The sequence below is a fragment of the Halorubellus sp. JP-L1 genome (assembly GCF_011440375.1).
Taxonomy (GTDB): Archaea; Halobacteriota; Halobacteria; order Halobacteriales; family Natrialbaceae; genus Halorubellus.
In genome coordinates this window covers 269,384-291,482 of record NZ_JAAOIR010000002.1, presented here as the reverse complement: position 1 = coordinate 291,482, position 22,099 = coordinate 269,384, and the positions used below count along the sequence as shown (strand labels likewise).

At 69.8% G+C, this 22,099-nt stretch carries 16 protein-coding genes; 4 read left to right on the top strand and 12 right to left on the bottom strand.

Annotation, left to right across the window (positions count from 1 at the left end):
- Positions 1 to 104: 104 nt before the first annotated feature.
- Both G9C85_RS09900 and G9C85_RS09895 read right to left on the bottom strand, forming a co-directional pair.
- Complete coding sequence (locus tag G9C85_RS09900; protein WP_166039475.1) at positions 105 to 2,348, bottom strand: catalase; 2,244 nt, start codon at positions 2,346 to 2,348, stop codon at positions 105 to 107.
- 167 nt (positions 2,349 to 2,515) lie between these two features.
- Positions 2,516 to 3,388, bottom strand: a complete 873-nt coding sequence (locus G9C85_RS09895; protein ID WP_166039473.1) for a TIGR01548 family HAD-type hydrolase — start codon at positions 3,386 to 3,388, stop codon at positions 2,516 to 2,518.
- A 150-nt stretch (positions 3,389 to 3,538) separates the two neighbouring features.
- On the opposite strand from G9C85_RS09895, the gene G9C85_RS09890 reads away from it, so the two are divergent.
- The 3 genes from G9C85_RS09890 (at position 3,539) to G9C85_RS09880 (ending at position 7,126) form a co-directional block, all read left to right on the top strand.
- On the top strand, positions 3,539 to 4,657 hold the full coding sequence (locus G9C85_RS09890; protein WP_166039471.1) for a tRNA (guanine(26)-N(2))-dimethyltransferase: 1,119 nt from the start codon (positions 3,539 to 3,541) through the stop codon (positions 4,655 to 4,657).
- An 88-nt stretch (positions 4,658 to 4,745) separates the two neighbouring features.
- A complete protein-coding gene (locus G9C85_RS09885) occupies positions 4,746 to 6,272 on the top strand; it encodes a YihY/virulence factor BrkB family protein (RefSeq protein WP_205254342.1) in 1,527 nt (508 codons plus the stop codon).
- A complete protein-coding gene (locus G9C85_RS09880; protein ID WP_166039469.1) occupies positions 6,269 to 7,126 on the top strand; it encodes a phosphatase PAP2 family protein in 858 nt (285 codons plus the stop codon). The genes G9C85_RS09885 and G9C85_RS09880 overlap by 4 nt, the downstream gene beginning before the upstream one ends.
- Positions 7,127 to 7,223: 97 nt before the next feature.
- On the opposite strand, the gene G9C85_RS09875 is transcribed toward G9C85_RS09880, so the two are convergent.
- The 6 genes from G9C85_RS09875 to mutS all read right to left on the bottom strand — a co-directional run bounded on the left by G9C85_RS09875 (position 7,224) and on the right by mutS (position 18,243).
- On the bottom strand, positions 7,224 to 8,459 hold the full coding sequence (locus tag G9C85_RS09875; RefSeq protein ID WP_166039467.1) for a PAS domain S-box protein: 1,236 nt from the start codon (positions 8,457 to 8,459) through the stop codon (positions 7,224 to 7,226).
- A 133-nt stretch (positions 8,460 to 8,592) separates the two neighbouring features.
- Entirely contained in the window at positions 8,593 to 8,943 is a 351-nt protein-coding gene (locus tag G9C85_RS09870; RefSeq protein ID WP_166039465.1) for a hypothetical protein, read from the bottom strand.
- Positions 8,944 to 9,114: 171 nt separating this feature from the next.
- A complete protein-coding gene (locus G9C85_RS09865; protein ID WP_166039463.1) occupies positions 9,115 to 11,028 on the bottom strand; it encodes a cation:proton antiporter in 1,914 nt (637 codons plus the stop codon).
- Positions 11,029 to 11,119: 91 nt separating this feature from the next.
- Positions 11,120 to 13,102, bottom strand: coding sequence for a long-chain fatty acid--CoA ligase (locus G9C85_RS09860; protein ID WP_166039461.1), 1,983 nt, complete (start codon positions 13,100 to 13,102; stop codon positions 11,120 to 11,122).
- Positions 13,103 to 13,248: 146 nt separating this feature from the next.
- Entirely contained in the window at positions 13,249 to 15,213 is a 1,965-nt protein-coding gene (locus G9C85_RS09855) for a long-chain fatty acid--CoA ligase (RefSeq protein ID WP_166039459.1), read from the bottom strand.
- 252 nt (positions 15,214 to 15,465) lie between these two features.
- Positions 15,466 to 18,243, bottom strand: coding sequence for a DNA mismatch repair protein MutS (gene mutS / locus G9C85_RS09850; protein WP_166039457.1), 2,778 nt, complete (start codon positions 18,241 to 18,243; stop codon positions 15,466 to 15,468).
- A 156-nt stretch (positions 18,244 to 18,399) separates the two neighbouring features.
- Between mutS and G9C85_RS09845 the strand changes: the two genes are divergently transcribed.
- Complete coding sequence (locus tag G9C85_RS09845; protein ID WP_166039455.1) at positions 18,400 to 18,594, top strand: hypothetical protein; 195 nt, start codon at positions 18,400 to 18,402, stop codon at positions 18,592 to 18,594.
- Between the two features lie 3 nt (positions 18,595 to 18,597).
- Here G9C85_RS09845 and thiD read toward each other — a convergent pair whose 3' ends face one another.
- From thiD to G9C85_RS09825, 4 genes are all read right to left on the bottom strand, one after another.
- Entirely contained in the window at positions 18,598 to 20,016 is a 1,419-nt protein-coding gene (gene thiD / locus G9C85_RS09840) for a bifunctional hydroxymethylpyrimidine kinase/phosphomethylpyrimidine kinase (protein WP_166039453.1), read from the bottom strand.
- Positions 20,017 to 20,100: 84 nt separating this feature from the next.
- A complete protein-coding gene (locus tag G9C85_RS09835) occupies positions 20,101 to 21,117 on the bottom strand; it encodes an AIR synthase family protein (protein ID WP_166039451.1) in 1,017 nt (338 codons plus the stop codon).
- Between the two features lie 91 nt (positions 21,118 to 21,208).
- Positions 21,209 to 21,655, bottom strand: a complete 447-nt coding sequence (locus G9C85_RS09830; protein WP_166039449.1) for a low molecular weight phosphatase family protein — start codon at positions 21,653 to 21,655, stop codon at positions 21,209 to 21,211.
- 34 nt (positions 21,656 to 21,689) lie between these two features.
- Positions 21,690 to 22,085, bottom strand: a complete 396-nt coding sequence (locus G9C85_RS09825) for a metalloregulator ArsR/SmtB family transcription factor (RefSeq protein WP_166039447.1) — start codon at positions 22,083 to 22,085, stop codon at positions 21,690 to 21,692.
- Between the last annotated feature and the right edge of the window lie 14 nt (positions 22,086 to 22,099).

The window sequence follows — 22,099 nt, the reverse complement described above, 5'->3', positions numbered from 1 at the left end:
CGCTGGCGTCGGGCGGGCGGTCGGCCGCGTCTTTCGAACACGGAACGAACGACGAGCGCGACTGCGGAACGAACGACGAGCGCGACTGCGGGGAGCGACGGCGGCTACGCGGAGACGGTCTCGTCGGTGCGGTCCCAGTGCCGGTGCTCGGCGATGGCGTCCGCGAACGCGTCGACGAACGCGTCCACGTCGTCCGCGGCGGCGTCCGTGACGACGCCCTGCTCCGCGACCACGTCGTCGCCGTCCCCCGAGAGGTCGACGTCCGGCAGGTCGACGGCCTCGAGCAGTTCGACGCCGTCGCCGAGCGCGGCGATGGGCTTCTTGTGCTTGAACGCCTCCGCCACGAAGTGCCTCGCGTCGCCTTGCTCTTCGAGCGCGTCGACGCTCTCTCGGCCGCCCGGCACGAACACCGCGTCGTACATGATGGACGCCGACGTCACGTGGCTCTTGTCCGCCTCCACTGTCGTTCCGTCCGCGCCGGACCGCTCTCCGAGCATCTTCGAGACGACCTCGACCGTCGCTCCGCGCTCCTCGAGGTCGTCCATCACGTCCGATACCTGGTCGTCGTCGAACCCGTCGTCGACGAGGACCGCGACGCGACGCGTCTCGATGGTGTCCATCGTCGTGTTCTCCTGGCTGAGCGCGGGCGACTCCCGGTCGTGGTCCGCGATCTCGTCGCCGGGCTCCGCGGGCGGCTCGATCCCGATCCCCTCCGCGGCACGGACGGCGAGGTCGTGGGAGACGTTGTTGAAGAGGTCGTAGACGACGCGCTCCCGGACCTCCTTTCGTTCGACCTTCCCGAGTTCGAAGTGCGTCGCGTTCACGATGTGCTGCTTCTCCGCCTCGCTCATGCTGTTCCAGAACAAGCGCGCTTGCGAGAAGTGGTCCTGGAAGCTCTCGCTGCGCTCGCGTATCTTCTTCCCCTCCACCTTCTCGGCGTGGTGGACGTACGCGCCCTCCTCCTCGGTGGCTTCCGTCGGCTCGCCGTCCGCGATCGAGTTCGGCGAGTACGACCCCTTCCCGCCGTTGATCGTCCGCCGCATGAACCCGGCGCGCTGGTTGTTGTGGACTTCAGCGAGCGGCCGGTTGATGGGGAGTTCGTCCCAGTTCGCGCCGTTGAAGCGATTGAGCTGGGTGTCCTGGTACGAGAACAGTCGGCCCTGCAGGAGCGGGTCGTTCGTGAAGTCGATGCCGGGGACGACGTTGCCGGGGTGGAACGCGACCTGCTCGGTCTCCGCGAAGAAGTTGTCCGGCTTCTCGTTCAGGACCATCCGCCCGATGGGCCGAACCGGCACCTCCTCCTCGGGGACGAGCTTCGTCGGGTCGAGCAGGTCGAAGTCGAACCGGTCGGCGTCGTCCTCCTCGACGATCTGCACGCCGAGTTCGAACTCGGGGTAGTCGCCGCCGTCGATGGCGCTGTAGAGGTTCCGGCGGTTGAAGTCCGGGTCCTTCCCGGCGAGCTTCTGGGTCTCGTCCCACACCAGCGAGTGCGTGCCGTACTTCGGCCGCCAGTGGAACTTCACGAAGCGCGACTCGCCGGCGTCGTTCACCAGCCGGAACGTGTGCACGCCGAAGCCCTCCATCGTGCGGAAGTAGCGGGGGAGCGCGCGATCCGAGAGCACCCACATCAGCATGTGCGTGGTCTCGGGCTGGAGGGACGCGAAGTCCCAGAACGTGTCGTGGGCGGCCGACGCCTGCGGGATCTCGTCGTCGGGCTCGGGCTTGATGGCGTGGACGAGGTCGGGGAACTTCATCGCGTCCTGAATGAAGAACGGCGGCATGTTGTTCGCGACGAGGTCGTAGTTCCCGTCCTCGGTGTAGAACTTCGTCGCGAACCCGCGGACGTCCCGGACGGTGTCCGCGGACCCCCGGGAGCCGACGACGGTGGAGAACCGCACGAACACGGGCGTCCGCTGGTCGGCGTCCTGGAGGAACGACGCCTTCGTCAGGTCCGAAACGTCGTCGTATTCTCCGAGGTCGGGGTCGTCGTACGGCTCGAAGTAGCCGTGCGCGCCGGTACCACGGGCGTGAACGACTCGCTCCGGGATGCTCTCGTGGTCGAACTGCGTCATCTTCTCCCGGAAGTGGAAGTCCTCCATCAGCGTCGGCCCGCGCGCCCCGGCGGTGAGCGAGTTGTCCGTGTCGTCGACGCGGACGCCCTGGTCGGTCGTCAGGTACTCGTCGTCGGGGAGCTCGCTCGCCTCGTCTAGCTGCTCGCGCTTACTGTTCTCGTCGACGTCGTCCCCGCCGTCGGCGCGCGCGTCGTGCCGTTCGGCGTCGGTACTGTCGGTCGATTCCTGTTCGACTCCGTCGTCGGATGCGTCGTCGTCGGGGGCGTCGTCTGTCATGGGTCTGGAGAGGCGGTCGGCTGGCGGCCGTTCGCACGAACTGATACTGCGGGAACGGAGAGGTAAGCGACCGGCTTGCAGTTCCTTGCCGTCGAGTAACACGGGCCAAGACGGCGCGAGTCGGCGGACGACGCGAGTTCGAGACCGAAGACGACGCGAGGGGACGTCTAGTCGAGGAACTCGGGAAGGTCGTTCACGGAGTCGAGTACAGCGCTCGCGCCCGCGTCCTCGTACTTGCGGCGGCCGTCGTCGCCGGTGAGGCCGCCCGTGAGGACGCCGATGCCGGGGTACTCGCGGCTCGGGTCCGCGTCGGCGGCGTTCACCGCGGTGCGGACGTCGTCGAGGGTGTCACCGACGAACGCAACCGAGTCCGCGGCGAAGCGCTCGGCGAGCGTCGTGAGCGCGTAGGGATGGGGTTTGCCCTCCTCCCAGTCGTCCATCGTGAACCGGTGCTCGAGGGGGACGTCGAGGCCCGCCCGCTCCAGGGCGATCTCGGCCTCCGCGGCCGGCCGGCCGGTGACGACGCCGACGTCGAACCGCCTCGTGAGGGCGTCGACGGTCTCCGGCGCGACGATGACGGGTTCGTCGTGGATGAACCCGTCACCAGCCAGGTCGGGGTCCGGTTCCGCGTCCTCGATGCCGCGGTAGAGGTCCGCGCCGAGGTAGAGCTGCTGGAAGACGTCTCGCAAGCGCTCGCGGTTCCACTCGCGGCGCACGCGCTCGGTCGCGTTTCCGCCCAGTTCCGCGCATACGACTCGCTCGGCCGCGTCGACGCCGCCGCCTTCCTCGGCGATACGGTCGGTGTAGTCGTCCATCGAGAGCGCGAACCCCTCGCCCTTCGCCAGCACGAACAGCGCGGCAGCGTCCGTGAGTTCCCAGTCGTTGTTGAACCCACCGGCGTCCTTGAACGACTGAATGTCCGCCCTCCTGATCGTCCGCCCGTACACCGTCTCGATGCTCTCGACGATCGCGCGCCGGTACGAATCCGCGACGTCCACCAGCACGCCGTCCACGTCCAGCACGACCGCGTCCACGTTCATGCTCGGGTCGACGCGGGGCGGGGCCAAGAGCGTCCCGACTCCGGGAGACCGCGTAGACGCGCGTAGACCGAACCGGCGACCGAGCGGTCGCCGGATGCTCGTGCGGCCAGTTCCGCGTTCCTTTTGCCCGTCGATGGCGACGCTCGCTGTATGGAGGTCACGGAGGGCGCGGTGACGATCGAGGTCCCCGAACAGGACGGCGAGGGGAAGGGCGACGCGGTGTTCTTCAACGCCGTTCAGGAGCTGAACCGCGACCTGACGGTCGCCGTGCTGGACGCGTACCGCGAGCGCGAGGACCGCGCGGAGACGTACCTGGACGCGATGACCGCGACCGGCGTCCGCGGCGCGCGCGCCGCCGCGCAGGGGTGGGACGTGACGTGCGCGGACGTCGACCCGGACGCCGTCGAGCTGGCCCGGGCGAACCTCGAGCGGAACGACCTCGACGGGCGCGTCGTCGAACGCGACGTGAACGCGCTGCTGTGGGACGAGTACGTCGACGTCGTCGACATAGACCCGTTCGGGTCGCCGATGCCGTTCGCGGACGCGGCGTTCGCGAACACCCGGGACCTCGTCTGCATCACCGCGACCGACACCGCGCCGCTCTGTGGCGCGCACTTCGACTCGGGCGTCCGCTCCTATAGCGCGACCCCGCGGAACACGGACTTCCACGCCGAGATGGGCCTCCGGATACTCCTCGGTGCGCTCGCGCGGACCGCCGGCCGGTTCGACGTCGGCGTCGACCCGATCTTCACGCACGCCACCAGTCACTACGTCCGCACGTACCTCGACTGCTCGCACAGCGCGACCGCGTCGAACCAGAGCGTTCAGGACGCTCAAGGGCACCTCTATCACTGCGAGGACTGCCTCTACCGCGACGCCGACCGCGGCCTGATCGCGCACCCGCCCGAGACGTGCCCGCGCTGCGAGAGCGCCCGTATCTCCGCGGCCGGCCCGCTCTGGCTCGACGCGTACGTCGACCGCGAGTTCGCCGCGACCGTCCGCGAGCGCGTCACCGACGACATGGGGACCGCCGAGGACGCCCGCGAACTCTGCACCACGCTCGAGGGCGAACTCGACGAGCCCAGTCACTACGACCAGCATCGCCTCTGCAAGCAGTGGGGGATCGGCGCGAGCGCCATGGACGCATTTCTAGACGCCATCCGCGACGAGGGCCACGACGCCTCGCCCGCGCACTACGGCGGCACGACGTTCAAGACCACCGCGAGCATCGACGCGATGCGCGACGCCACCAGCGACCTCGCGCCCTGACCGAGCGAACCGGTTCCGTCCCGTCGAGCGGCACGAACCCGGTCGCGTCGGGCGGACCATTTTAACCGTCGTCGTCGAACGGTGGGACGTGTTCGAGGTTTCACGCATCCGGCGGGGCGTCGGCGTCGGTCGGGCGACGGTTTCGCTCGCCCGTACCGAGCAGATCACGTTCCTCGCCGCCGCCATCGCGTACTACGCGTTCGCCTCCGTCGTCCCGCTGCTGCTGTTGACGGCAGTCGTGGCGAGCGTCGTCGGCGGGGAGGCGTTCGCGCGCGACCTCGTCTCCTTCCTCGGGCAGACGCTGACGCCCGCGAGCCAGGACGTCCTCCTGTCGACGCTGACGACGACGACCGGCCGTGGATCCGCGACGCTCGTCGGGCTCGTCGCGCTCCTCTGGAGTTCCCTGAAGGTGTTCCGCGCGCTGGACACCGCGTTCTCGATCGTGTACGGCGAACCGGCCGAGGAGGGCTTTCTCGACGCGGTCGTCGACGGCGCCGTCGCGCTCGGCGCGGTCGGCGTCGCGATCACCGCGAGCGTCGCGTTCGTCGCCGTCCTCACGCTCTTCGAGGTGCCGTTCCTCGAACGCCTCGGGGTGGTCGTCGAGGTGTTCCTCCTGACCGCGGCGTTCTACCCGCTGTACTACCTCTTCCCGGGCGTCGACGTCTCCTACCGCGAGGCGCTGCCCGGAGCGCTGTTCGCCGCGAGCGGCTGGACCGCGCTCTCCACGCTGTTCCAGCTGTACGTCTCGAACGCCGCCAGTTTCGCGCTCTGGGGCGTCCTCGGCGCCGCGCTCGTCGTCGTGACGTGGCTGTACGTCGGCGCCCTCTGCTTGCTCGTCGGCGCGGCCCTGAACGCGACCCTCGCCGGCCAGACGGTCCCGGACGTCGAATCTGACGTCGCGAGTGCGGTCGACCGGCACCTTCAAAATGCGGGCCGTCGACAGTCTGACTCAAGAATGGTCGACGACCGCGACGAGTCCGAGGACGCCGCCGACGGCGAGGACGAGAGCCGGGACGTCGTCGACTCGACCGGCGACGCGGACGCCACGACCGGCGCGCGCGCCACCAGCACAGTCGACGACGGCGGCGCGAGCGCACCCGGCGACGGTGACGGCGACGAGGGCGACAGCGACAGCGCTCCAGGCGGCGACGGTGACGACAGCAGTGCGGGTGCTCCCAGCGGCGACGACGGCGACGGCGGCGACGGCGGCAAGGAGACGATCGGCGGGGACGACGACGACCGCGACGCGGCGGCGCTCCGCGAAGAGATCGAGGAGCTCCGCGCGGAACTCGAGTCGTTCGAGGACGACGTCGAATCCCGGACGCTCCACCGCGACGACGTCGAGGGGGACCTGAAGCGGTACGTGCGCCGGCGCGTCCGCCGCGGGAAGGCCCGCGGCTGGGGGCCGTACCTCGTCCTCCTCTACGGCACCGCGATGACCCTCGGCGCGTTCTACACGCCGTACCTCTCGGGCGGCTGGGCGATCTTCGCGATGGTCGTCATCTGGCTGTCGACGCTCGGCCTGTACGTCCTGATGGTGCTCGCCGGAATCGGATTCAACCTGCTGTCGGTCCCGGGGCGCCTGCGGGACGTCGTCGGCGACTGGCGGTCGTGAGTCGAAGTCTCGGCGTCGCGGAGTTCCTCACCGGGGTCGTCCCGCCGTGGGCGCTCCCCGTCGTCCTCCTGGCGACGACGCTCGCGGAGGCGCCCGTGGTCGTCGCGGTCGTCCTCGGCCGGTACTGGTTCCGGGACCGCGGGGACGGGATGCGGCTCGCGGTCGTCGTCGCGACCGCGTTCGCGCTCATGCTCGCGCTCAAGCACGAGTTCGCGCTCGCGCGACCGCCGGCGGAGCTGCGCGCACCCCTGTCGGCGGTGCCCGCGCCGTTCGACGAGATCTACCGCGACCTGCTGGACACCGACGAGTCCGGGTTCCCGAGCGGGCACACGACCATTGCAGCGGCCGTGTTCGGCGGTGCGGCGTTGGACGCCGCCGACCGCCGGCGGTGGCTGGCGGTCGCCGCGGTCCTCGTCGCGCTCGTCGGCGGGTCGCGAGTGTTCCTCGGCGTCCACTACCTCGCGGACGTCGCCGGCGGCATCGCACTCGCCGCGGGCGTCGTCGCCGCGGCGCGACTCGCGGACGGCTGGCTGGGCGCGCCGAAGGGCTCGCTCGCGGTCGGGACCGTCGGCGTCCTCCTGTCGGTCGCCGTCCTCCCGGGGTCCGTCGAGGTCGTCGCCGCGGCGGGCGTCGTCGCCGGCGTCGGCCTGATGTGGGCGAGCGTCGACCTCCCCGAGGACCCCTGGACGCCCTCCGCCGCGACCGCGAAGCGCGCGCTCGTGGCCGTCGGTATCGCCGCCGTCGCCGCGACCCCCATCCTCGCGTTCGGCGCGACGCCCGTGCTCGCGTTCACCGTCGCCGTGGTCGCCACGAGCGGCGCTGTCGCCCTCCCCGCCTTCGTCGACCCGGCGTGAACCGCCCCGGGGTCGAGCCCCCAGGCACTCGGCCTGCTCCGCCTGGATACGCCGGTCATACGGCGGCGAGCGGTCTGCAGGCGTCGCACCGCCGCGGTCACTCGTCGACGACCTGGATGGTGAACACGAGCAAGTCGAGGTCGCCGTCGTCGTCGTACAGCGGCGCGCCGTTCACCGATAGCAGGCGACGTTCGCCGTCGCCGCGGACCACCGAATGCGGGAGATCGCGCACGAACACGTCGTCGTCGGGCGAGGACCCCTCTGCTTTCGCCTTCAATCGCTCGAACGCCGTCTCTGACGACGGGAGCGCGTCGCCGTCGGTCGTCTGGAGCGCCCACTCGTCGTCGTCGTACGTCCGGTCGAGGATGCGCTCGCGCGTCGTCCCCAGGATCTCCGCCGCCCGGTCGTTCACCAGCCGGTACGTGCCGTCGAGCTCGTTCACCATGATCCCGACCGGGCTCGTCTCCAGGAGCTGGCGAGTGAGGTCTCGCTCCCGACGCAAGTCCTCGCGGAGCGCGCGCTCGTCGGTCACGTCCGTGATGACGCCCTCGAGCGCCACTAGGTCGTCGTCCTCGAACACGCCCCGGCCGCGCTCCCACACCCACTTCGACTCGCCGTCGCTCGTCTGGATCTCGTACTCGACCTGGAACGGCTCGCGGTCGTCGAGCGCGACCTGCACGGTCTCCCACAGTCCGTCGCGTTCGTCCTCCACGAGCACCTCCGCGCCCCAGTTCACCGCGTCGGACTCCAGTTCCGCGGCCGCGTACCCGGTCAGCGCCTCGGCGCCGTCGCTCACGAACGACATCGGCCATCCGCGCTCGTTCTCGCAGCGGTACACCATCCCCGGGAGGTTCGAGACGAGCGTCCGGAACCGCCGCTCGCTCTCCCGGAGCTGGTCGACGCGACGCTCCAGTTCGCGTTCGGCGCGATACCCGTCGACGGCGTTCTGGATGCGGTTCGCGAGCACCGCGTACTGTTCGGTCCCCGTCTCCTTCTGGAGGTAGTCCGTGACGCCCTTCGAGATCGCGTCGCTCGCGACCTCCTCGCTCCCTTTTCCCGTGAACAGAACGAACGGCAGGTCGGGGTGCCGTTCGCGGACCGCGTCGAGAAACGCCAGGCCGTTTATCCCCGGCATGTCGTAGTCGCTGACGATGCACTCGAACGACGCCTCCTCGAGACGCTCCAGTGCAGTCTGGGCGTCGGCGACGTGCGTCACGGACAGCGGCCCCTCGCGTTCCATGAACTGGCCGGCGAGCGACGCGAACTGGCCGTCGTCCTCCGCGTGCAACACCCGGATCACGGCCTCCGCCTCGCGCTCGATGCCGACCGACATACCCCCCTTGTTGCGGACGCCGCTACGTAAAGGTTCGCTCGCAACACCACGAAAACCCCAGTCACGTGGCCGTTCGCGACCGTAGAGGAGCGCTCCGCGCGTGATAGTTCACGACGTTACAGGAACCACGACGCTACAGGAACTCTCGGACCTCCGAGTACCACATGTCGTGGTACTCGGTCGCGTCGATGGCGTCCGCGACGACCGCCGCGAGCACGTGCCAGCAGTGCTCGGTCGGGTCCTCGGGGTCGAGGTTGTACTCCGCGTCCTTGCACGTGCAGCCGTCGCCCTCGACGACGTACTCCGCGCGGTGCCCGACGACGACCGTGAAGTCCCGGTACTCCTTCACGCGACCCTCGCTCACCGCTTCGATGGCGCGCTGCCCGCGGTCCCCGTGCACGTCGACGATGCGGCCGACGACGTCCGGCGTCAACTCGCCGGCGGCTTCGAGGTCGCGACGCCACTCCTCGAAGGCGTTGGTCACGACCACCACCCGACGCGGTCACTCACGGCAGTCCCGTACGCCGGCCACTCGGAAGAACGGTTCGGTCGCCGACACGCGAGCCACGGCCGCGTGCGCATCCGCAAGCGGCCACCGACGACGATCGTCGGTCGTCAGTCGTCGGTCGTCGGTTGGGCCGCGGACGCCTCGACGTCAGTCCTCCGGGTGGCAGAACGCCATCGCCTCGCGGACGCCCTCGCGCCGCCCGAGGAGCGTGATGGAGTCGCCGCGCTGGAGCGTGAACTCCGCGGCCGGCACCTCCGCCTGTCCGTCGCGTTCGACGAGCGCGATGATGCAGCCGTCCGGGAGCTCCGGGCCGACCTCGCGGATCGTTCGACCCGCGAGGTGATCGCTCGTCACTTCGACCTCCTGGACGTCGCCGTTGTCGCCGATGTGCGTCATCCAGTCCGCGAGCGCCGGCCGCTCGATCTGGTTGTCGAGCGCCCACGCGGTCGCCATCGTCGAGGAGATCGTGCGAACGCCGACGTCCTCGAACGCCTCGACGTTGTCGGGCTGGTTCGCGCGAGCGAGCACCGTCTCGACGTCGAACTTGCTCTTGGCCAGCTGTGCCACGAGGAGGTTCGCGTCGTCGTCGCCGGTCGCAGCGACGACGATCTTCGCGTTCTCCGCGCCCGCGTCCCGCAGGACGTCCGTGCTCGTCCCGTCGCCATCGTGGACGGTGAAGCCGGCGTCGCGAGCCCGTTCGACGACTACTTCGTCGTCTTCGACGAGGACGACGTTCTCTCCACGGTCTTCGAGGCGTTCGGCGAGTGCACGACCCACCTTGCCGCCTCCGACGACGATTACGCGCATTGGTATCACATCTAGGTATTCGGCGATCTGTCTGGCGAGGCCACCCTCGAAGACGACGGTGACGAGGATGACGAGGAAGACGGTGCCGACGAGGACGTTGGCGGCGGCCGGATCGTAGATCTCCAGTTCCGGGTTGGACAGTTCGAGCGCGAACAGCGTCGCGACGGAAGCCGGAATGATCCCGCGGGGGCCGACGAGACTGACGAACATCCGTTCGTCGAACGTCAACCGACCGCCGGTCGTGGACAGGAACACGAGCAGCGGGCGGAGGACGAGCGCGACGATGACGACGACGGCGAGTCCCTCCCAGCCAAGCGCCAGGAGTTGCTCGAACTCGAGGAGTGCGGCGAGCGCGATGAAGACGAACGAGAGCACGAGCAGCGTCACGTCGCCCTTGAACTCCTCTATCTGCCGCTCGTAGGGGAGGTCCGCGTTCCCGAGGACGAGGCCGGCCGTCGCGGCCGCCGCGACCCCCGCTTCCGTGAACAGCTGGTTCGCGATCGCGAACGCGACGATGGCGCCGGCGAGCGTGAGCAAGCGCGCGTTCTGGGGGGCGTTGTCCGGCGACACGTCCACGTACTGCATGATGTAGTAGACGACCGCGGCGACGGCGAGGCCGACGACGATGCCCGTCCCGAGGCGTTCGGCGAACAGCCGGGCGTAGTCGGCGACGTCCGGCGTGGTGATGCGTATCGACTTGAAGATGACGACGGCGACGATGGCGGCGGTGACGTCGTTCACGATGCCTTCGGTCTCGAGGGCGGCTGCGACGCGGTCGCGAACCGGGACGACCTCGAGGATGGGGGTGACGACGGTCGGGCCCGTCGCCACGAGGAGCGCTCCGACGAGGAAGGAGATGCGCCAGCCCGCACCCAGCAGGTAGTGGACGGCGACGGCGGTGCCGACGAGGGCGATGGCGGCGCCGATCGTGACGAGTCTGAGCGCCGCCCCCTGGGCCTCCTTGAGCTTCGATATCTTCAGGTGGAATGCGCCCTCGAAGACGATGATGGCGACCGCGAGCCCGACGATGGTCGAGAGCGGGCCGGCGCCCCCAAGCGTCTCGAGCGTGATGAGCCCGGTCGCCGGACCGACGGCGATGCCGGCCGCGATGAGGAAGAGCACGCTCGGAACCCGGAAGCGAGCGCCGAGGAGTTGCGATCCGACACCGAGCGCCACGATGAGCGCGACGAACGTCAACAGGTCGAGACCCTCGCCACCCGTAGCGAGCACCTGGGCGCTCTCGAACCCGAGCATGTATCCAAGTACCACTGGCGCGTCGGGCATAAACCGGTCGTTTGCGGTGGACGGTCAGCGAGACGTCGTCGCTCCCGCCCCAGCGGAGTCGTCAGTCGTCCGCCGCGGCCGGTGACCGCTGGTCGGACTCCGCGTAGATCTCCGCGACGAGGTCGTCGTAGCGCTCCAGGATCGTCCGGCGCTTCTTCTTCATCGTCGGCGTCAACATGTCGTTTGCCTCCGTGAACTCCTCGGTGACCAGCTGGATCTCCTTGATCTGCTCGTGTGGCTCGAAGCGCTCGTTCACGTCGTCGACCGCCTCCTGAACCACCTCGACGATCCGGTCGTGTTCGACCATCTCCGACGGGTCCTCGGGGACGTCCACGTCCTCGCGCTCGGCCGCCTGCCGGAGGAACTCGAAGTTCGGAACGACGAGCGCGCTGACGAACTTCTCGCCGTCACCCATAACCATCACCTGCTCGACGATCTGGCTGGACGCGAACGCGTCCTCGAGCGGCGCTGGCGCCACGTTCTTCCCCGTCGACAGCACGAGGATCTGCTTCGAGCGCTCCCGGAACACCATGTAGTCGTCCGGCCGCTGCTGGACGACGTCGCCGGTTCGGAAGTAGCCGTCGTCCGTGAACGCCTCCTCGGTCTCCGCGGGCTTGTTCCAGTAGCCGTCCGTGACGTTCGCGCCCTTCACGAGGAGTTCCCCGAGGTCGCCGAGCGCGTCGACGGTCTGGTCCTCCGGAACGACGCTCGTGTCGATCTTCGTCTCGACGCCCGACAGCGGGACGCCGATCGTCCCGATCTTCACCTCCTCTGGTGGGTTCGCAGTGACGACCGGCGCCGCCTCCGTCAGCCCGTACCCCTCGTAGATCGGGAGTCCCATACCGTGATAGAGCGTGCACAGCTCCTCGCTGAGCGTCCCGCCGCCCGAGATGAGGTAGTTGATGTTCCCACCGAGCGCGTCCCGGACGTCACTGAACACGAGCTTGTCCGCGAGCCAGTACTTCGCGCGGAGGACGCCACTCGGGCGGTCGGCGCGATAGTACTCGCGGGACACGTCCGTCGCCCAGTTGAAGATCCGTTCCTTGAACCCGGACTCCTGGGCTTGCTCGCGGATCGCGTCGTAGATCTTCTCGTAGACGCGCGGGACGCTCGTCGCCGTCGTCGGTTCGACGGTCTGGAAGTCCTCCTTGAGCGTGTCGACGCTCTCGGCGTACGCCACGCACGCCCCGGCACCGAACTGGAGGAAGTGCCCGGTGAGTCGCTCGAAGACGTGCGCGAGCGGCAGGTACGAGACGGTCTGAGTCTCGTGGTCGACGACGGGCAGGTCGTCTCCCTTGTCCGGACGCGGCCCGTACCGTCGATACGTCTGGTTGACGTTCGCACGGAAGTTCCGGTGTGTGAGCTTCACGCCCTTCGGTTGCCCGGTCGTCCCGGACGTGTACACGAGGCTCGCGAGGTCCTCGGGGTCGCGGTCGTCGAGCCACGACCGGTACTCGTGCTCCTCGAAGCGCTCTCGGCCCTGCTCGTAGACGTCCGCGAGCGAGTACACGCCCTCGCGGTCGTCGTACTCGTCCGGGAGCGCGTCCATGGACACGACGAACCGGACGTCGAGCGAGTCCGATACCTCGAGGACGCGCTCGAGGAGTTCCCGGTTCTCGACGACCACGCCGGTGGCGCCCGGGTCGCTCAGCAAGTACTGGACTTGCGCGGGCGACGAGGACTTGTAGACGGTCGAGACCACGCCGCCGGCGGCGAGCAGGGAGAAGTCGCACTGCGCCCACTCCATGCGCGTGTCCGCGAACAGCCCGACGCGCTGGCCGTCCGTGACGCCGAGCGCCCGGAAGCCCGCGGCGAGGTACCTGACCGTCTCCCGCATCTCCCCGTACGTGAGTGACCCGTACTCGCCGTCCGGCGCGGGGTCGATGGCGTCCGTCGACGCCAGCGACCGATCGTACACGCCGCCCTTGTACCGCTGTGCCGGTCTCTCTGTATGCCGGTCCGCGGCGTCCTCGAACATCTCAGCGAGCGTGTTCGATCCCACGACCTCGTCCGTGAACTCTCGCTCTGCCTCCACCCAACTCATGTTCGTCCGTAGAACTATCCCCGACCGCTTAAATCAACCCCCTCGTTACCACGCCGCACGATTCGGAAGAAACCGCCCGCGGGCGTCGACGGCCGGAACACTCAAACCAGACAGGGAACCCGACGATCCATCCCGAGACGTCCTCGTCAGTCTTCGGCGTACATCGACGCCACTTCGTCCGCGTACCGGTCGAGGATGTCCCGGCGCTTCTTCTTCATCGTCGGCGTCAGCAGTTCGTTCTCCTCCGTGAACTCCTCGGGGACGACGCGGAACCGCTTGATCTTCTCGTAGGACTCGAAGTCCGAGTTCACGCGGTCGACCTCCGCCTCGAGGACGTCGCGGACGAACTCGTGCGACGCCGCTGCCTCGTCGTCCTCGGGCAGCGAGACGCCCTCGTCGGCAGCCAGCAACCGAACGTGCTCGAAGTTCGGGACCAACAGCGCCCCGACGAACTTCTCGCCGTCGCCGACGACCATGCACTGCTCGACGACCTTCGACGACGCGAACGCGTCCTCGATCGGCGCCGGCGCCACGTTCTTCCCCGTCGACAACACGAGGATCTGCTTCGAGCGCTCCCGGAACTCCACGTACCCGTCCTCGCGCATGTGCACGACGTCACCCGTGCGGAACCAGTCGTCGCCGCCGTCGTCCGCCGGCGTGAACGCCGCCGCCGTCTCGTCGGGCTTGTTCCAGTACCCCTCGGTCACGTTCCGGCCGCGAGCGAGCAACTCGCCGACCGCCCCCGGGTCGTCCGCGAACGGTTCCTGTTCGACCACGTCCTCGTCGACCTGCAACTCCACGCCCGGAAGCGGGTAGCCGATCGTGCCGATCTTCGGTTCCTCCGGCGGATTCACCGTCAGCACCGGCGACGTCTCCGTCAACCCGTACCCCTCCAGGATCGGGAGCCCCATGCCGTGATAGAGCGCGCACAGTTCCGCGGAGAGACTCCCACCACCCGAGATGAAGAAGTCGATGTTCCCACCGAGCGCGTCCCGAACCTGCTGGAACACCAAGCGGTCCGCGACCCTCGCCTTCGCACGCAACACCACCCCCGGGTCGTCGGTCGTGTGGTACTCGACGCCGACGTCCGTCGCCCACTCGAAGATGCGTTCCTTCACGGACGACTCCGTCGCCTGCTCGCGGATCGCGTCGTAGATCTTCTCGTAGACGCGCGGCACGCTCGTCGCCGTCGTCGGCGACACGAGCGAGAAGTCCTCCTGGAGCGTGTCGGGATTCTCCGCGTACGCCACGCACGCCCCAGACGCGAACAGCAGGAAGTGCCCCGCCAGTCGCTCGAAGACGTGCGCGAGCGGCAGGTACGACACCGCTCGCGTGTCCACGTCGATGCTCGGCATGTCCCCGCGGTCGGGCCGCGGCCCGAACCGCTTCCGGATCTGGTTGACGTTCGACCGGAAGTTCTCGTGAGTCAACTGGACGCCCTTCGGCTGCCCGGTCGTCCCGGACGTGTAGATGAGACTCGCCAGGTCGTCGAGGTCGCGGTCGTCCACCCACTCCAGGTACGCGTCCTCGTCGAAGTGATTCGACCCGAGGTCGTGCACCTCGTCGAGCGTGTAGACGTCCTCGCGGCGCTGATGTCGGCGCTCCTCGAGCGCACTCATCGACACGATGACGTCCAGGTCGAGGTCGTCCTCGACGGCGAGCACGCGCGCCAGCATGTCCTCGTTCTCCACGACGACCGCCGTCGCGTCCGGGTCCGATAGCAAATACCGGACCTGCCGCTTCGAGGACCCCGCGTACACGGTCGTCACGACCGCCCCCGCCGAGAGGAGCGCGAAGTCGCACTGCGCCCACTCCATTCGCGTGTGCGAGAAGATGCCGACGCGGTCGTTCGGCTCCACGCCGAGTTCGCGGAACCCGGTCGCGAGGTGCGCGACGATCGTCCGCATGTCCTCGTAGCTGATCGCGCGATACTCGCCGTCGGGTGCGCCGGGGAGCACCGACCGCGTCATCGCGCGGTCGTACACGCCCCCCTTGTACATCTGCGCCGGACGGTTCGCGTTCCGCTGGGCACTGTCCTCGAACATTCGCGCGAGATTCGTCTCCCCGACGACCTCGTCCTCGTACTCCGTCTCCGCGTCCCGCCAGTCCATACCACACCATAACCCACTCAGGTACGATAAAACCCCTGAACCGAACGACCGTTTACGGCCCGTAGATTCAAGTACGGGACCGCGGCCACCGCCGGCGTGCCCTGACAGCCACCGCGCGTCGACACCACCCATCGAGGGAAGCGAACGCGACCCTCGACGCCCACACGGGCTCGCGCGACAACCCGACGCGCACCGAACACCCCCAGCAGCCACCGGTCGCCCGCACGCCCCCTCCCCGACAGCGAGTTGCGACTACTGCTCTTCGAGTCGCTCCTGCCACGCCTGCACGCGAGACAGCACCTCGACCGGCGTCGTCTCGGCAACGTCCACGTCCGCCAGTTCCGCGAGCACCTCGCGCTCCGCCCGCGACAGCCCCTCGTCAGCACCACCAGCGCCGCCGTCCACCGACGCGTTCGACCCGCGACCAGCACTATCGGCACCGCCGGCACCGTCGGCAGCCGCTCCCATCGCATCGTCGGCGGCCGCTCCGCTCGCACCCTCATCGGACTGCGGCGCGCTCCCCTCGCGCGACCCGGACGCCGCCGCGTTCGCGGCGGCACCACCCGGTCGAAGTTCGCCGCTCTCCAGGTCGAACACCACCTGGCGCGTCCCGTCGCCACCGCTCCCACCACGCGCCTCGATCGCCTCATCCTCCCGCAACCGATCGAGAACCTCGCGAGAGCGCTCCACGACCGGCTCCGGAACCCCCGCCAGGTCCGCGACGTGCACGCCATAGGAGCGGTCGGTCGGCCCCTCGCGGACGGTGCGGAGGAACGTCACGTCGCCGTCGCGCTCGTCCGCCGCCACGTGCACGTTCACCACGCGTTCGAGGTGGTCCGCGAGCGTCGTCAACTCGTGGTAGTGCGTCGCAAACAGCGTCTTCGCGCGCACCTCGTTGTGGAGGTACTCCGTCGCCGCCCACGCGATGCTGATCCCGTCGTACGTCGCGGTGCCGCGACCGACCTCGTCGAGGACGACGAGCGAGTCCGCCGTCGCCGTGTGGAGGATGTTCGCGAGCTCGGTCATCTCCACCATGAACGTCGACCGGCCCTGCGCGAGCTCGTCGAGCGCCCCGACGCGCGTGAACACGCCGTCCACGACGCCGACCCTGGCAGCGTCCGCGGGCACGAAGCTCCCGACCTGCGCGAGCAACACGATCAGTGCCGTCTGGCGCATGTACGTCGACTTCCCGCTCATGTTCGGGCCGGTGACGACCGCGAACCGCCGGTCGGCGTCGAGTGCGAGGTCGTTCGGCACGAACTCCGTCGTCTGCTCGACGACCGGGTGTCGGCCCGCGTCGACGTCGAGGACGTCGTCGGTCGTCAATTCCGGTCGCGTCCAGTCGTTCGCGACCGCGTGCTCGGCGAACGACGCGAGGGCGTCGACGTACGCGAACGCTCGCCCGACGTCCTGGAGCAAGGCGGCGTGCTCGGCGACCGTCTCGCGGAGCGCCTGGAAGCGCTCGCGTTCCAGATCGCTCCGGCGGTCCTCGAGCTGGACGAGGTCGCGCTCGCGTTCCTCGAGTTCGTCCGTGACGAACCGCCGCGAGTTCTTCAGGGTCTTCACCTCCCGGAAGCGCTCGGGCATCCGGTCGGCTTCGCTCCGGCCGACCTGCACGTACCAGCCGTCGGTCCTGTTCCGGTCGACGGTGACGTGCGTGAGGCCGGTCTCGCGCTTCACGGACTGTTCGAGCGTGTCGAAGTACTCGCGGGCGGCGTCGTGACGGTCGCGGACGTCGTCGATGTCGTCGTCGTAGCCGGGGGCGAAGATCCCGCCCTGCGTCGTGGTCTGTGGCGGGTCGGCGACGAGTGCGGCGTCGAGTTCCCCTTCGAGGGTGGCGGCGCGCTCGCGCGTGTCGGCGTCGAGGACGGTGGCGAGCGGGCTGTCGGCGAGCGTCGGGTCGTCGACGATGCGGTCGTGGACGACCGCGACGAGTGCGAGCGTGTCGCGAACCCTGGCGAGGTCGCGGGGGGTCGCGCTCTGGCTAGTCGCCTTCGACGCGAGCCGTTCGAGGTCGTAGGCGTCGCCGAGCAGTTCGCGGAGGGCGTCGCGGGCGAGTGCGGCGCTCGCGAGCGCCTCCACTGCGTTCTGGCGGTCGCGGAGCGCGTCGACGTCGCGGCGTGGTCGCTGGAGCCACGCGGCGAGGCGGCGTCGGCCGGCGCTCGTGACGGTGTGGTCGAGCGTCGCGAGCAGCGAGCCCTCCGCGCCGCCCTGCATGGTCTCGGTGAGTTCGAGGTTGCGCTGCGTGGTGGCGTCGAGCGTGACGCGGTCGTCGTCGGCGAGCGTCCGCACTCGCGTCATGGAGGCGAGCACGCCGGCGTCGGTCGCGTCGACGTACGCGAGGATGGCGCCGGCCGCGCGGACGGCGGCGTCGGTCGCGCCGACGCTCTCGAACGTCTCCGCGCCGAAGTGGTCGCGAGCGGCGTGCGTGGCCCGTCCGGGCGCGAACGCCTCGTCGTCGTGGAGCGTGAGTCGTGCGTCGGTGTGGTCGCGGACGCGCTCGACGACGTCGTCGTCGCGGACGCCGGGGCCGGGGAGGACCTCCGCTGGATCGAACCGGTACACTTCCGAGAGTGCGGCGTCGACGTCGTCGGTACTGGTGACGACGAACTGGCCGGTGGTGACGTCCGCGAACGCGAGGCCGTACGCGTCGCCGTCGTCGACGACGGCGGCGAGGAATCGTGCGTCCGCGTCGGTCGTCTCGAGGAGCGTCCCCGGCGTGACGACCCTGGCGATGTCGCGTTCCGGGCCGTCCGCGCCGTCGTGCTGGTCCGCGACGGCGACCCGGTAGCCGCGTTCGACGAGCGCCTTGAGGTACGGCGTGAGGTCGTCGATGGGGACGCCCGCCATCGGGTACGACCCGCCCTGGCTGGACTTCTCGCTGGTCTTCAGGTCGAGTTCGTCGGCGACGAGTTCGGCGTCGTCGCCGAAGAACTCGTAGAAGTCACCCACTTGCATCGCGAGCACGTCGGCGTCGGTCGCCTCCTTGAGCGCGAGGAACTCGCCGACGATTCCCGTCGCCGCTGGCATACACGTTCGTGACGCCCGCGGCCGTATAATCGCTCCGTTCGCCGTCGCGCTGTCGGTCGGGCCCGCCGACCGGGACATTCGGCCACGTCGGGAGGCTGGTCGCGTCGACCGCCGCGGGGACAAGAGTTAACCCGAGTGCCGTCGGGTGTTCGGGGTATGGCTCGCGGTGGGGACGACCACGACCGGAACCGGGTGATTCGCGCGCTCTCGTACTTTCTGGTGGCGCTCGTGGTGACGCCGGCGGTCGCGCTCCTCTTCAAGGTCGGGATGGAGATCGCGCTATTGATGGCGGTGACCCTCGGGTTCTGTCTGGTCGTGACGACGTTCGTCCTCGCATCGCTCGGGATCTGACACTTACTGGTCGCCGTTCGCGAGTTCGGTCGCGAGTGCGTCGAGTCGGTTCGCGAGTTCGTCGGCGGTCTCGGTCGCGAGTTTCGTCATCGGTTCCTTGCCGTGAGCGCCGCGGTCGACGACCGCGACGGGTCGCAGGTCCGCGTGGCGGTACGCGCGGTCGGTGCCCCAGTCCATCGTTCCGGGGGCGTCGTCGGGTTCGTCGGCGCGGTCGTAGGCGGCGACGGGCCACTCGAGTGCGTCGAGTGCGTCGGCGACGGCGTCGTCGTACCGGCAGTTCGCGGCGTACCGGAGTTCGGGGTGGTGTTCGCGTGCGGCGAGTAGGAACCGCGCGACGTGACTGGATGCGCCGGGGCGGACGCCGCCGGTGGCGCGCACGCCGGCGTAGGTGGTCGCGAGGCGGCCGTCGACGGCGACGGTCTCGGCGACGGTCTCGGCGTGCGCGGGTGCGCCGACGACGTTCGTGCCGACCTCCGGGATCAGGGCGTCGACGGGTGCGGTCGCGGTCTCGACGTGCGCGACGACGCGTTCGACGTCGCGGGCGACGGCGGGGAGCGCGGCGTCGGTACGGGCGTCGACGAGGTGCTGGACGGCACCGGGCCCCTGCCCGACGTCGTGGTGGTAGCGGACGGCGCGTTCGAGGACGGTGGTGGCGTCCGCGACGGCGTCGACGACGACGTCGCTGGCGACGGATCGGCCGGTGGCGTCGTTTCTTCGGTCGTCGTTCCCAGCCTCGCGAGCGAGAGTGGCGGCGATGGCGGCCGAGAGCGTGCACCCGGAACCGTGCGTGGCCGCGTCCCGGATGCGGTCGTGCGTGAACGTGCGAACCGAGTCTTCGGTGGCGAGGACGTCGGTGACGGCGTCGTCGTCTTCGAGGTGGCCGCCGGTGACGAGGACGTGGTCGACGCCGCGGTCGCGGATCGCGAGGGCTGCGTCTCGCGCGTCCGAGACCGATTCGACGTCGACGTCGGCGAGGACGGCGGCTTCGTCGGCGTTCGGCGTCGCGACCGTGGCGTCGGCGAGCAGGTCGTCGTACGCGCGTTCGGCGTCGCGGTCGAGGAGTCGGTCGCCGCTCGTCGCGACCATGACCGGGTCGACGACGAGCGGTGCGTCGACCTGCCGGACGTGGTCGTGGACGGTCTCGACGACGTCGACGGTGGCGAGCATCCCGGTCTTGACCGCGCCGACGGCGAAGTCGTCGGCGACGGCGTCGATCTGCGCGGCGACCTCGCCGGGCGGGAGGACGTGCGTCGACTCGACGCCGCGCGTGTGCTGGGCGGTCACGGCCGTGACGACGCTCGTGCCGTGGACGTCGTGGCCGGCGAACGTCTGGAGATCCGCCTGGACGCCTGCACCGCCGCCGGCGTCGCTGCCCGCGACCGTGAGCGCGACCGGACGACTGACTGGAGCGGCCTTGCGCATGCATTAACCACCGAGTCGTACCACCAAGTCATTACTGGTTCGCGGTGGCGCCCCACTGTCCGCGTGGTCGCTCGAAAGACGCAGTCAGTCGTCGCCGTGCTCGGTCGCGAGCCGCTCGTACGCCGCCCACGACGGGTCGACGTCGGGGTGCTCGAGGCGCTCGCCGTCGAGGTAGACGCCAGCGCCCTCGGAGACGCAACCGACCTCGGCCACGGTCGCTCCTTCCGCGTGCAGGGCGTCGAGCGCGTCGTCGACGGCCTCGGGCGGGACGGCGACGACGAGCGTCCCCGAGGACGTGCACGCCCACGGGTCCACGTCGAGTGCGCGACAGGCGGCGCGGACGCCGTCCATGTACGGCACGCGCTCGCCGTCGACGTCGATGCGGACGCCCGCACCGGCCGCGACCTCGTTCAGCGCGCCGGCGAGGCCGCCCTCGGTCGCGTCGTGCATCGCGTGTACGTCCGCCGCCGCGGCGACCCGGAGCGCCTCGCGGACGCACGAAGCGTCCTCCAGGCGGGACTGCGCGGCCGCCAAGGTGTCCGGATCGAGGTCGAACCCCGCCGGGTAGAGCGTCGTGAGGAGGCCAGCGGCCTCCGCCGCCGGCCCGTTCGTCACGACGATGCGGTCGCCGGGACGGGCGCCGTCCGGGCGGACGACGTCCGCGTGGTCGCCGACCGCCAGCGCCGTCGCCGCACCCACCCACGGGAACGAACACCCGCTGTAGCGCGCGGTGTGGCCGGTGAGGACGCTCACGCCGAGGTCCCGGCACTCCGCGTCGATCGTCTCCCAGACCGCCGCGAACGCCTCGTCGGTCATCTCGGGCGGCAGCGAGAACGAGACGGCGAGGTGACTCGGCGGAATCCCGGACACGGCGACGTCCGCGAGCACCACGCCGAGCGCGAACTCGGCGGCGCGCTCCCAGCCGAGCGCCGGCAGGATCGACACCGGGTCCGTCGCCGCGACGAGCGCCGTTCCGTCCACGTCCACGACGCCGAAGTCGACGCCGTGGGCCGGTCCGAGCGCGACGTCCTCGCGCGGAGCGCCGAGGTGGTCGAGGACGTGCGCGTCGAGGAACTCGCGGTCGACCTTGCCGAGGTCCATACCGGAACTGTCGGCGACGCCCGCATAGCCGTGGCGGTTCGCTCGCGACCCGCACCCGAGTTCGGTCCGATCGTGGCGTCCCGCGACCCGCTCAGGCCGTGGTCGAGAGTTCGTCGAACAGCGCCGCGACGCGCGATTCGATCTCCTCGCGGATCGCGACCGCGTCCTCGCGCGTCGCGTCGTCGGGGTCGTCGAGTCCCCAATCGCGGTTCTCGCCCGCCCACGACGCCGGACAGACGTCCTCGGCGGCACACCCCATCGTGATCACGTAGTCGCAGGCCTGGATCTCCTCGAACGTCACCTCGCGCGGCACGCGGTCGGCGAGGTCGAACCCGACGTCTCCCATGACGTCGACGACGACGTCGTGGACGTGCTCGGCCGGGTCGGTGCCGCCAGTGACGATCCGAATGTCGTCTTCGAGGTCGCGCTCGGCGAGTTCGCGCTCGGCGAACGCGGTCGCCATCTGGCTCCGGCCCGCGTTCTGCACGCAGACGAACCCCACGACGAGCCGGTCGTCGTCGGCCGAAGCGACTGTCATCGTTTCCCCTCGTGCGGTTCGTCGAGCGCGTCGCTCATCGCTCGCCCCCGTGCGTCTCGTCGAGCGCGGCGAGGAGCGCTCGCGCCCGCGGCGTCGGCCCGTAGTACCGCCACCGGCCGTCTTTCCGCCGCGTCAGGAGTCCGGCATCCGTGAGGTCGCCGAGCGCGTGACTCACCGCGCTCTCGCTCACCGACAGCAGCGGCGCGAACTCGCAGACGCAGAGCTCCTCGCCCGCCGCAGCGAGCAGCCGCACGATCCGGTAGCGCGTGTCGTCCGCGAGCGCCCGCAGCGCGTTCACGTCCCGCGAGTCCGTCCGCTCCTCCGCGACCGCCGCGAACCCCTCGAGCTCGCGACGGCGCTCCGTCACGTCACCGCCACAGCACTCGTCGACCGTCGCCGCCACGAACCGCTCCAGGCGTTCCGTTTGCATGCTCGTTCATTTGA

Coding starts and splice junctions, on each gene's coding strand:
- G9C85_RS09900 (WP_166039475.1), bottom strand. CDS start 2,348: ATGACAGACGACGCCCCCGACGACGACGCATCCGACGACGGAGTCGAA.
- G9C85_RS09895 (WP_166039473.1), bottom strand. CDS start 3,388: ATGAACGTGGACGCGGTCGTGCTGGACGTGGACGGCGTGCTGGTGGAC.
- G9C85_RS09890 (WP_166039471.1), top strand. CDS start 3,539: ATGGAGGTCACGGAGGGCGCGGTGACGATCGAGGTCCCCGAACAGGAC.
- G9C85_RS09875 (WP_166039467.1), bottom strand. CDS start 8,459: ATGTCGGTCGGCATCGAGCGCGAGGCGGAGGCCGTGATCCGGGTGTTG.
- G9C85_RS09865 (WP_166039463.1), bottom strand. CDS start 11,028: ATGCTCGGGTTCGAGAGCGCCCAGGTGCTCGCTACGGGTGGCGAGGGT.
- G9C85_RS09860 (WP_166039461.1), bottom strand. CDS start 13,102: ATGAGTTGGGTGGAGGCAGAGCGAGAGTTCACGGACGAGGTCGTGGGA.
- G9C85_RS09855 (WP_166039459.1), bottom strand. CDS start 15,213: ATGGACTGGCGGGACGCGGAGACGGAGTACGAGGACGAGGTCGTCGGG.
- mutS (WP_166039457.1), bottom strand. CDS start 18,243: ATGCCAGCGGCGACGGGAATCGTCGGCGAGTTCCTCGCGCTCAAGGAG.
- G9C85_RS09845 (WP_166039455.1), top strand. CDS start 18,400: ATGGCTCGCGGTGGGGACGACCACGACCGGAACCGGGTGATTCGCGCG.
- thiD (WP_166039453.1), bottom strand. CDS start 20,016: ATGCGCAAGGCCGCTCCAGTCAGTCGTCCGGTCGCGCTCACGGTCGCG.
- G9C85_RS09835 (WP_166039451.1), bottom strand. CDS start 21,117: ATGGACCTCGGCAAGGTCGACCGCGAGTTCCTCGACGCGCACGTCCTC.
- G9C85_RS09830 (WP_166039449.1), bottom strand. CDS start 21,655: ATGACAGTCGCTTCGGCCGACGACGACCGGCTCGTCGTGGGGTTCGTC.
- G9C85_RS09825 (WP_166039447.1), bottom strand. CDS start 22,085: ATGCAAACGGAACGCCTGGAGCGGTTCGTGGCGGCGACGGTCGACGAG.